Annotated in this window: 10 protein-coding genes; 9 read left to right on the top strand and 1 reads right to left on the bottom strand. The window is 35.7% G+C overall.

What is annotated here, in order from left to right:
- Positions 1-293 precede the first annotated feature (293 nt).
- Positions 294-1256, top strand: coding sequence for a YpdA family putative bacillithiol disulfide reductase (locus tag IQI_RS04200; RefSeq protein WP_064091006.1), 963 nt, complete (start codon positions 294-296; stop codon positions 1254-1256).
- 118 nt (positions 1257-1374) lie between these two features.
- Here the strand turns inward: IQI_RS04200 and IQI_RS04195 are convergent, their stop codons facing one another.
- The gene (locus tag IQI_RS04195) at positions 1375-2349 is read right to left on the bottom strand and encodes an asparaginase (protein WP_064091433.1); all 975 of its coding nucleotides are present in this window, start codon (positions 2347-2349) and stop codon (positions 1375-1377) included.
- Between the two features lie 90 nt (positions 2350-2439).
- On the opposite strand from IQI_RS04195, the gene prsW reads away from it, so the two are divergent.
- From prsW to rpsA, 8 genes are all read left to right on the top strand, one after another.
- Complete coding sequence (gene prsW, locus IQI_RS04190; protein ID WP_064091007.1) at positions 2440-3126, top strand: glutamic-type intramembrane protease PrsW; 687 nt, start codon at positions 2440-2442, stop codon at positions 3124-3126.
- A gap of 150 nt (positions 3127-3276) precedes the next feature.
- Positions 3277-4086 carry a spore cortex-lytic enzyme gene (gene sleB / locus IQI_RS04185; protein WP_064091062.1) on the top strand — a complete coding sequence of 270 codons (810 nt, stop codon included), beginning with the start codon at positions 3277-3279 and terminating at the stop codon, positions 4084-4086.
- A 14-nt stretch (positions 4087-4100) separates the two neighbouring features.
- Complete coding sequence (gene ypeB, locus IQI_RS04180) at positions 4101-5447, top strand: germination protein YpeB (protein ID WP_064091008.1); 1347 nt, start codon at positions 4101-4103, stop codon at positions 5445-5447.
- Between the two features lie 161 nt (positions 5448-5608).
- On the top strand, positions 5609-6256 hold the full coding sequence (locus tag IQI_RS04175) for a flagellar brake protein (protein WP_064091009.1): 648 nt from the start codon (positions 5609-5611) through the stop codon (positions 6254-6256).
- Between the two features lie 51 nt (positions 6257-6307).
- Entirely contained in the window at positions 6308-6499 is a 192-nt protein-coding gene (locus IQI_RS04170) for a YpfB family protein (protein WP_064091010.1), read from the top strand.
- Between the two features lie 167 nt (positions 6500-6666).
- The gene (gene cmk, locus IQI_RS04165) at positions 6667-7335 is read left to right on the top strand and encodes a (d)CMP kinase (protein ID WP_064091011.1); all 669 of its coding nucleotides are present in this window, start codon (positions 6667-6669) and stop codon (positions 7333-7335) included.
- Position 7336: 1 nt separating this feature from the next.
- Entirely contained in the window at positions 7337-7918 is a 582-nt protein-coding gene (locus IQI_RS04160; protein WP_064091012.1) for a lysophospholipid acyltransferase family protein, read from the top strand.
- A 116-nt stretch (positions 7919-8034) separates the two neighbouring features.
- A complete protein-coding gene (rpsA, locus tag IQI_RS04155) occupies positions 8035-9168 on the top strand; it encodes a 30S ribosomal protein S1 (protein WP_064091013.1) in 1134 nt (377 codons plus the stop codon).
- Positions 9169-9173: the final 5 nt, after the last annotated feature.

Below are 9173 nucleotides of genomic sequence, written 5' to 3'. Positions count from 1 at the left end.
TTTTAGGCTCTTTTCGTAAACTTTGTTACTTTTATTTCAGAAGATGCTCACTTCCCAGTTCATGGGCGCAGAGTATCCTCTGCTGACGTCGGCTGAAAACGGAGCGTTGACAGAGCCTTAGGTGAAATTATGTTATAATACAACAATCTTTGCGAAAAGAGGCTTATATAAGGGATTACTTTTGACCAATAATTAAAATTATTCCATAATAATTGGTGGGAGATAATTCGAAGTTCTGAAGAAAACTAACTATATCATCTTTCAGATAGAGTAATTTGAAGGAGTGTCCAAATTTGAAAACTGAAGATTGTATTATTGTAGGTGGAGGCCCTTGTGGGTTGTCAGCTGCTATAAGTTTAAAGGATCAAGGAATAGATCCTTTAATTATTGAAAAAGGCAATATTGTAAATGCTATTTATCATTACCCTACTCACCAAACTTTTTTCTCTTCAAGTGAGAAATTAGAAATCGGTGATGTTCCTTTTGTTATTGAGGAACATAAGCCTCGTCGTAATCAGGCTCTTGTTTATTATCGTGAGGTAGCAAAAAGAAAAAAATTAAGGATTAATCGTTTTGAGCTGGTTCAAAACGTAGAAAAAAGTGAACAGGGTTTTATTATTTCTACCTCAAAGGAAACATACCAAGCGAAACATGTAATCATTGCAACTGGTTATTATGATTCTCCAAATTACTTGAACATTCCAGGTGAAAAAGAAGAAAAGGTATTTCATTACTTTAAAGAAGCACATCCCTTTTTTGACACCGATGTTGTTGTAATAGGTGGAAAGAATTCAGCAGTCGATGCTGCCTTAGAATTAAATAAAGCAGGAGCAAGAGTAACGGTGATTTATCGTGGAAGTGAATACTCAAAAAGTGTAAAGCCATGGATACTTCCTAATTTCGATGCATTAGTTCGAAGTGGTGAGATAAATATGGAATTTAATTCGTGTGTTCAAGAAATAAAGGAACAGTCTGTAATCTATGATACTCAAGGAGAACAAAAGGAGATATACAATGATTTTGTTTTTGCTATGACAGGGTATCATCCAGATCACGGTTTTCTTACTAAGATGGGAATTAGCATTGATGATGAAACAGGAAGACCATCCTTTAATCCTGACACTATGGAGACGAATGTGAATGGAGTATACATCGCAGGAGTTATAGCAGCAGGAAATAATGCCAATGAAATATTTATTGAAAACGGGAGATTACATGGAGGATTAATAGCAAGCTCTATTGTAGGTAAAGATTGATCATAAAGTAACTTCATGAATATTTTTCATATCTATAATTTACAAAACGACTCGCGGATTTCACGAGTCGTTTTTTTAGGATATTTTTGCTAACTTTGTTGCCTATCTAACAAAGTCATTAGTTTTTAAATATCTTCTCAAGTTCGTGGAAATCGTTGGTTTGAGAAAGAGCAACCATCAATTTTATACGGGCTTTCTGTCCATTAAGGCCGTTAGAAAAAATGACTCCCTTTTCCTTTAATTGTTTTCCTCCACCACTATAACCATAAATATCTTGAACAATCCCGTTAAAGCATCTTGAAACAAGCACAACGGGAATATTTGCAGATAACAATTCATTTATACCATGGACGGCTTCAGGTGGAAGATTCCCTTGTCCAAGTGCCTCTATAATCACACCATCAAATTGTAAATCCTTAATTGCAATTAACAGGCCCGAGTCCATCCCAGCATATGCTTTGATTAAAGTAACTCGTTTTGAGATATCGCAAACTTGATAGCTCTCAGAGGAAGTAGGTTGGTGGTGAAAAAGTACGCCTCTTTTTGTAACAATTCCAATTGGTCCATATTGCGGGCTTTGGAAGGTAGAAACGTTGCTTGTGTGTGTTTTTGTTACGTTTTTTGCTGAATGAATTTCATCATTTAATACAACTAATACACCTTTATTCTTTGATTTACTATCTGCTGCTACACGAACAGATGATATAAGATTATACAATCCATCTGCTCCAATTTCGTTACTCGATCTCATGGCCCCTGTAACGACAATAGAAATAGGTAAGGATATGGTAAGATCTAAGAAATAAGCTGTTTCTTCTAAAGTATCTGTTCCATGTGTAATAACTGCCCCGTCAAACGCCTTTTCCTTGTACTTCTCTTCTATTAGTTCTTTAAGTTGGTACATATGCTGTTCAGTAATGTGGGGAGAAGGTAGGTGAAATGCTTCCTCTACTGTGATATTAGCTAAGTTTGAAACAATGGAAGTTTGAACGGATAAAGGATTTTCTTTCCCTGGAATCACTTCTCCTGTACTAACATCCTCCATCATAGAAATCGTTCCACCTGTATGTATTACTAAAATATTTTTTTTCATATGGGCATTCCTCCTGTCAAATAAAATGTTATTTCCAATCTTACTTTAACATGATACGATTAAGAAAACCGAAAGAAAAGAGGACTTTTTATGCTGGTGATTTTATCAGCGGGTATAGCACCAGGATTAGCGTTGCTGAGTTATTTTTATTTGCGCGACGAATATGAATCAGAACCGATTACATTAGTGTTTAAGACATTTATTTATGGAACTATCATAACCTTCCCTATTATGTTCCTTCAATATGTATTGGGAGTTGAAGGGTTCATTCCATCAAATTTGGCCAATGCATATATTTCCTCAGGATTACTTGAAGAGTTTTTCAAATGGTTTATTTTGATGTTTGCAATTTTTCAGCACGTTAATTTCAATGACCCTTATGATGGTATTGTCTATGGTGCAAGTGTGTCTTTAGGCTTTGCTACAGTGGAAAACATATTATATTTAGTAGCAAATGGCGTTGAGTATGCATTTGGTAGAGCATTGCTTCCTGTTTCAAGTCATGCCTTATTTGGAGTTATTATGGGTTATTACTTAGGAAAAGCCAAATTTTCTTTAAAAGAAGAAAAACGAAAGTGGTTATTGATTTCCCTTTTTATTCCGATCTTTTTACACGGAACATATAATTATATTTTTCTTGCTGAAAAAAATTGGATCTATTATATGATTCCCTTCATGTTCTTTCTATGGTGGCTTGGTTTGAAAAAAGTAAAACATGCACATCGACTAACAGAAAAACAATACAACAATCAATTATATAAAGAAAAGGTTCAATAAAAGACGTTCTCAAATTGAGGACGTCTTTTTTTCTTATAACGCTTGTATAAAATGGGAGTCTCTACAAAAACTAGAGTTAATGTTAATTGAAGATATGGAGGTTAAAGCATTATGAATAGTCGCTTCAAAATATCTATTACTTCAGTCGTCATGGTGCTTATGTGTTCTCTTTTAATGATTTCATCAGAAGGAGAGAAGGCAGACGCTTTTTCAAACCAAGTCATTCAGCATGGTGCAACTGGTGAAGATGTAATAGAGCTACAAGCAAGGTTACAGTATATAGGGTACTACAATGGGGATATTGATGGAGTCTTTGGTTGGGGGACATATTGGGCTTTAAGAAACTTCCAATATGAATTTGGTCTAGAAATTGACGGTTTAGCAGGTCAAGAGACAAAAAATAAACTAGTGAAAGCTTCAAAGTATAATAAACAATTTGTCAAAGAACAGATCCAAAAAGGGAAAAACTTTAGTCATTACGGAGGTACTAATCTTAACAAACAAGCTGAGGGAGGCGGAGGAAAAGGGACTAGTGCTAAGCAGCCACAACAACAGCAAAAGCAAACCCCTTCCAAACCAACAGCGGTGAATACACCAAATGGCTTTTCTCAAAACGACATCCAATTAATGGCGAATGCTGTTTATGGTGAAGCACGAGGTGAACCATACGAAGGTCAAGTTGCAGTTGCAGCAGTTATTTTAAATCGAGTAGATAGCTCAGCATTTCCAAACACAGCTGCAGGAGTAATATTTGAACCTGGTGCGTTTACTGCTGTTGCAGATGGGCAAATTTGGCTGACACCAAACGAAAAGGCGAAGGAAGCTGTGTTGGATGCTATCAATGGTTGGGATCCATCCTCTAGTGCCATTTATTATTTTAATCCTGCAACAGCTACAAGTAAATGGATTTGGTCCCGTCCACAAATAAAGAAAATAGGAAAGCACATATTCTGTAATTAATGAGGTGAAGTAAAGTGCTACGTGTAATTCTAATCACTGTACTCGTTCTGGGCGTTGCAGGTACAGCCTTTTGGGGGTATCAAGAACACCAGGAGAAAAATGCGGTATTAATAAATGCTGAAAATAATTACCAGCGTGCGTTTCATGAATTAACTTACCAGATGGATCTTCTCCACGATAAAATAGGTTCGACTTTAGCAATGAACTCACGGAAATCTCTATCTCCTGCTCTTGCAGATGTATGGAGACTGACTTCCCAAGCTCATAGTGACGTTGGTCAACTTCCTTTGACCCTTTTACCATTTAATAAAACGGAGGAGTTTTTAAGCAATATCGGAGATTTCAGCTACCGAGTAGCCGTGAGGGACCTTGATAAAAATCCACTATCTGAAAAAGAATACAAATCATTAGAAGGATTATATAAACAAAGTGCCGATATACAGAAAGAGTTAAGAAGGGTTCAATATTTAGTTATTAAGAATAACTTAAGATGGATGGACGTGGAACTGGCTCTAGCATCAGGAAAAGAGCAGTCAGACAATACAATCATTGATGGATTTAAGACGGTTGAAAAAAATGTCTCTGGATACGATGAAGCAAATTTCGGAAACACCACTTTTGTAAATACAGAGAAAAAAGATGATAATTTCAAAAAGCTACAAGGTAAAGCAATTTCTAAAAAAGAAGCCGTTGAAGTGTTAAGAAAATATTCAGGTTTGAAGGAAACCAAGAATGCCAAGGTAGCTAAAAGTGGAAAAGGTTCTAATTACGAATTTTATAGTGTGTCAATTGGCAACGGAAAAACTGAAGCGAGTATGGATATAACTAAAAAGGGAGGATATCCTATTTGGTACATTCATAATCGAGAAGTGAAAGATACGAAAATTAGTTTAAATAAAGCTGCTGAGAAAGCTACTCAATTTTTAAAAGAAAATAAATTTGAGAAATTAGAGCTGTTTGAAAGTGCTCAATATAATAATATTGGAATCTTCACGTATGTAACGATTGTAGATGAAACAAGGATATATCCTGATTCTGTGAAAATAAAAGTAGCTTTAGACAACGGACAAATCATTGGATTTGCTGCAGAAGAATATTTGAAAAATAATCATGAACGAGAATTGCCGAAGCCTTCCATTACCAAAGAAGAAGCAAGAGCCACAACAAACCCAAATCTTAAAGTCATGGAAGAGAGAAAGGCTGTCATCGTAAATGACTTAAATGAAGAAGTACTCTGTTTTGAGTTCCTGGGTATGCTAGGTAAAGATACGTATCGAATCTTTATAAATGCAAAAACCGGAGAAGAAGAAAAAGTAGAAAGACTTAAAAATGCAGAACCAATATATGAAGAAGTAGTATAATTATTTTATGAGGGACGGACCTCCATTTGGAGGTCCGTCCCTCATTTGTTGTTTAAATTCAGAAAAGAATGAAAATGTATAAAAAAGTATGGAAAGGTAGATTGTCACATGCCATAATAAGGGTACACATAATGGAAGTAAGAAAGTGAGAGTTTTGGACTATGATTAAAGCTGGAATGACGTTGCAATTAGAGCCTTTACATAATGAGAAATTTGAAAAATATAAATGTAGAGTGGTGGAGTTAGGGCAAAATGGTATCTATATTGATTATCCGATCCATACAAAAACAGAAAAGACTGTTTTTTTAATAGATGGCACTCAGCTTAAAGCCAGTTTTATCTACAATGATCAGACAGTACTTATGTTTGAAACGGAGGTTCTTGGGAGGAAACTATCAAAGATTCCGATGATTCACATCCATTATCCTGGCGAAAACGAATTAGTAAAAATTCAACGCAGGCAATTTGTACGTGTAGATGCCAACGCTGATATTTCGTTGAAATTTAATAACCAATATCACCCCACCATCACCGAAGACATTAGTGCAGGAGGCTGTGCTGCCATAGTGAATAAGGAAATGAAGATTGAGGGTGGAACAAAACTGACGACGATCATAGTACTTCCAATGCAAAATGGTGAATGTCATTACGCTGAAATAGAAGGAAGAGTGATTCGTGTATGGGAGAAAGATGCAAGAAGTATTGCAAGTATTGAGTTTGACAAACTAACGGAAAGTCAACGACAGCTTATCCTTAGATATTGCTTCGAAAGACAATTAGAGTTAAGGAAAAAGGGACTTCTTGAATAAAAACAGTAAATTGACACATACTTTTTCTATGTAAAGAAAAAGGGTGAGCAGATGAAATTGGTAGAACGTATCCTTATTAAACTAGCGATTATTCATTTTATTTTATTATTGGGAATTCAAGTGCTATTTCATGAGTTCAATTTCCTTCCTGTATTTCATAAAATAATATTTTATGAAGGGGTAGAAAAAATGGAATATAGTGATATTGTTGAAACATTATCAAAGGGAAAAGCGGGTGATTAGACCTGCTTTTTTTATAGGTTTGCTATGTGATTTTTTACATTAGTTGATTGAAAGGAAATCGCTTGCAATGTTTAACAAAGTTTTTAGAATAAAGATTTTTTAAACGTTCTTTTTGATTTATGTTAAAATAATGGAGAAATAATTAGGAATATAAGTAGGTGGATTTTTTGGAAAAATTAAGAATCGCAATAGACGGCCCTGCTGCTGCAGGTAAAAGTACAGTGGCAAAAATTGTAGCAGAGAAATTATCTTATCTTTATATAGATACTGGAGCGATGTATCGTTCCCTAACATATAAAGCTTTGAAAATGAATGTAGACGTTCATAATGAACAGGAGCTAACGAAGTTGTTAGCAAATACAACAATTGAATTGGAACCATCAGAAAATGGACAGTTAGTATATGTAGATGGAGAAAATGTAACAGATGAGATTCGTCAATCTTCTGTTACCAACTCTGTATCTCATATTGCAGTCCATTCTTTAGTGAGAGAGGAAATGGTTCATAGACAACAACAGTTAGCAAGAGAAGGAGCTGTTGTAATGGATGGAAGAGATATAGGTACCCATGTTATACCTGATGCTGAAATCAAAGTCTTTCTACTAGCCAGTGTTGATGAACGAGCTCAAAGAAGACATGAAGAAAATGTTACTAAAGGGTACCCATCAGACTTAGAACAACTCAAGAAAGAGATTGCACTAAGAGATAAGATTGATTCTGAAAGAGAAGTGGCCCCTTTGAAAAAAGCAATAGATGCCATTGAGATTGATACCACATCCTTGTCGATTTCAGAAGTAGTGAGCCAAATTATGTTGCTAGTAGAAAGGAAGGGTTAACGTGAACTTGTATTCCTTTGCTAAAAGCTTAGTAAAAACGGTTCTTACCCCCCTTTATCGAATAGAAGTTGTTGGTTTAGAGCATTTTCCTAAAGACGGTGGGGTTTTATTATGTGCAAATCACATTGATAATTTAGACCCTCCAGTAGTAGGTATTACTGCTCCAAGACCTGTTTCTTTTATGGCGAAAGAAGAGATATTTAGTGCACCAGTACTTGGTAAGATTCTGCCTGGACTTCGCGCTTTTCCAGTTAAAAGGGGAATGAGTGATCGAGAGGCCCTGCGTAAGGGATTGAACGTCCTTAAACAGGGTGATGTTTTGGGACTGTTTCCAGAGGGTACTAGAAGTAAAACAGGGAAGATTGGAAAGGGATTAGCCGGTGCAGGATTTTTTGCTCTTCGATCCAATGCTTATGTTGTTCCTTGTGCCATTATTGGACCTTACAAGCCATTTAAAAAACTAAAGGTTGTTTACGGTCCCCCTATTCCCATGGATGAAGTAAGAGAACAGAAGTTAAATGCAGAAAAAACAACTGAAATTATCATGGGTGAAATTGAAAAACTAATAAATGAGCATGTTTAATATGAGCTTTCTTGCTTGACAAAAAGCTTTATTTATTAGAAGTTAGTAGAAAGAATATTATAAATTTTCGATTTATGGATTTAAAATTTTTGTAGTCATGGATTAAGGAGGAGTACATAATGGAAGACATGAATGGAATTGAAGTGAAAAATCTCGAAATTGGTGAAAAAGTTAAAGGAACAGTCACTAAGGTCGAAGAGAAACAAGTCCTTGTTGATGTTCAAGATAGCAAAGTGGATGGCATCATTCCAATTAGTGAACTCTCAAGCCTTCATATTGAAAAAGCTTCTGATGTAGTCAGTGAAGGAGATGTACTTGAGTTAATCGTGACGAAAGTGGAAGAAGAGCTATTGGTTCTTTCAAAACGTAAAGTAGATGCTGAAAAAGCATGGGAAGAAATGAAAGTCCGTTTTGAAAATGGAGACATTTTTGAAGCAGAAGTAAAAGATGTTGTAAAAGGTGGATTAGTTGTAGATCTTGGGGTTAGAGGATTTGTTCCTGCTTCCTTAGTAGAAGACTACTATGTTGAAGATTTCTCTGATTATAAAGATAAATCTTTAAGCTTTAAGATTGTCGAATTAGACCAAGAGAAAAATCGACTTATTTTATCTCACCGAGCAGTTGTAGAGGCGGAAAAACAACAACAAAAGAAAAAGTTATTAACAGATATAAAGTCAGGGGCTGTCCTTGAGGGTACAGTTCAGCGTATTACCGATTTTGGAGCATTTGTAGATATCGGAGGAGTAGATGGTTTAGTTCACATCTCACAACTTTCTCATGAGCATGTTGAGAAACCTTCAGATGTCGTAACAGAAGGACAAAAAGTAAATGTCAAAGTCCTTAGTGTTGATCGAGATAATGAAAGAATTTCTCTATCTATTAAAGAAACTTTACCTGGACCTTGGAGCAATATTTCAGAAAAGGCTCCAAAGGGAAGCGTGCTTGATGGAGTTGTAAAACGTTTAGTGTCCTATGGTGCATTTGTTGAAGTTCTTCCAGGAGTAGAAGGACTCGTTCATATCTCACAAATATCCCATAGCCATATTGGTACCCCTCATGAAGTATTAAAAGAGAACCAAGAGGTAAAAGTAAAAGTATTGGATGTCAACGAAGACGAACAACGCTTATCCTTAAGTATAAAAGCTCTGGAAGAAAAGGAAGAAGAAGTGACCGACTACGAAATGCCAGAAGAAAACACTGGATTCCAGTTAGGTGAAATGATCGGAGACAAACTAAAAGATCTTAAATGATGGTG

It is taken from the genome of Rossellomorea aquimaris TF-12, assembly GCF_001648555.1.
Lineage (GTDB): Bacteria > Bacillota > Bacilli > Bacillales > Bacillaceae_B > Rossellomorea > Rossellomorea aquimaris.
Note: the sequence above shows the minus strand (reverse complement) of the source record. Positions and strands in the feature narration are given on the sequence as shown.

What these genes read in the sequence shown, in the direction of transcription:
- IQI_RS04195 (WP_064091433.1), bottom strand. Translation starts at nt 2,349, where the DNA reads ATGAAAAAAAATATTTTAGTAATACATACAGGTGGAACGATTTCTATG.
- prsW (WP_064091007.1), top strand. Translation starts at nt 2,440, where the DNA reads ATGCTGGTGATTTTATCAGCGGGTATAGCACCAGGATTAGCGTTGCTG.
- sleB (WP_064091062.1), top strand. Translation starts at nt 3,277, where the DNA reads ATGGTGCTTATGTGTTCTCTTTTAATGATTTCATCAGAAGGAGAGAAG.
- IQI_RS04175 (WP_064091009.1), top strand. Translation starts at nt 5,609, where the DNA reads ATGATTAAAGCTGGAATGACGTTGCAATTAGAGCCTTTACATAATGAG.
- IQI_RS04170 (WP_064091010.1), top strand. Translation starts at nt 6,308, where the DNA reads ATGAAATTGGTAGAACGTATCCTTATTAAACTAGCGATTATTCATTTT.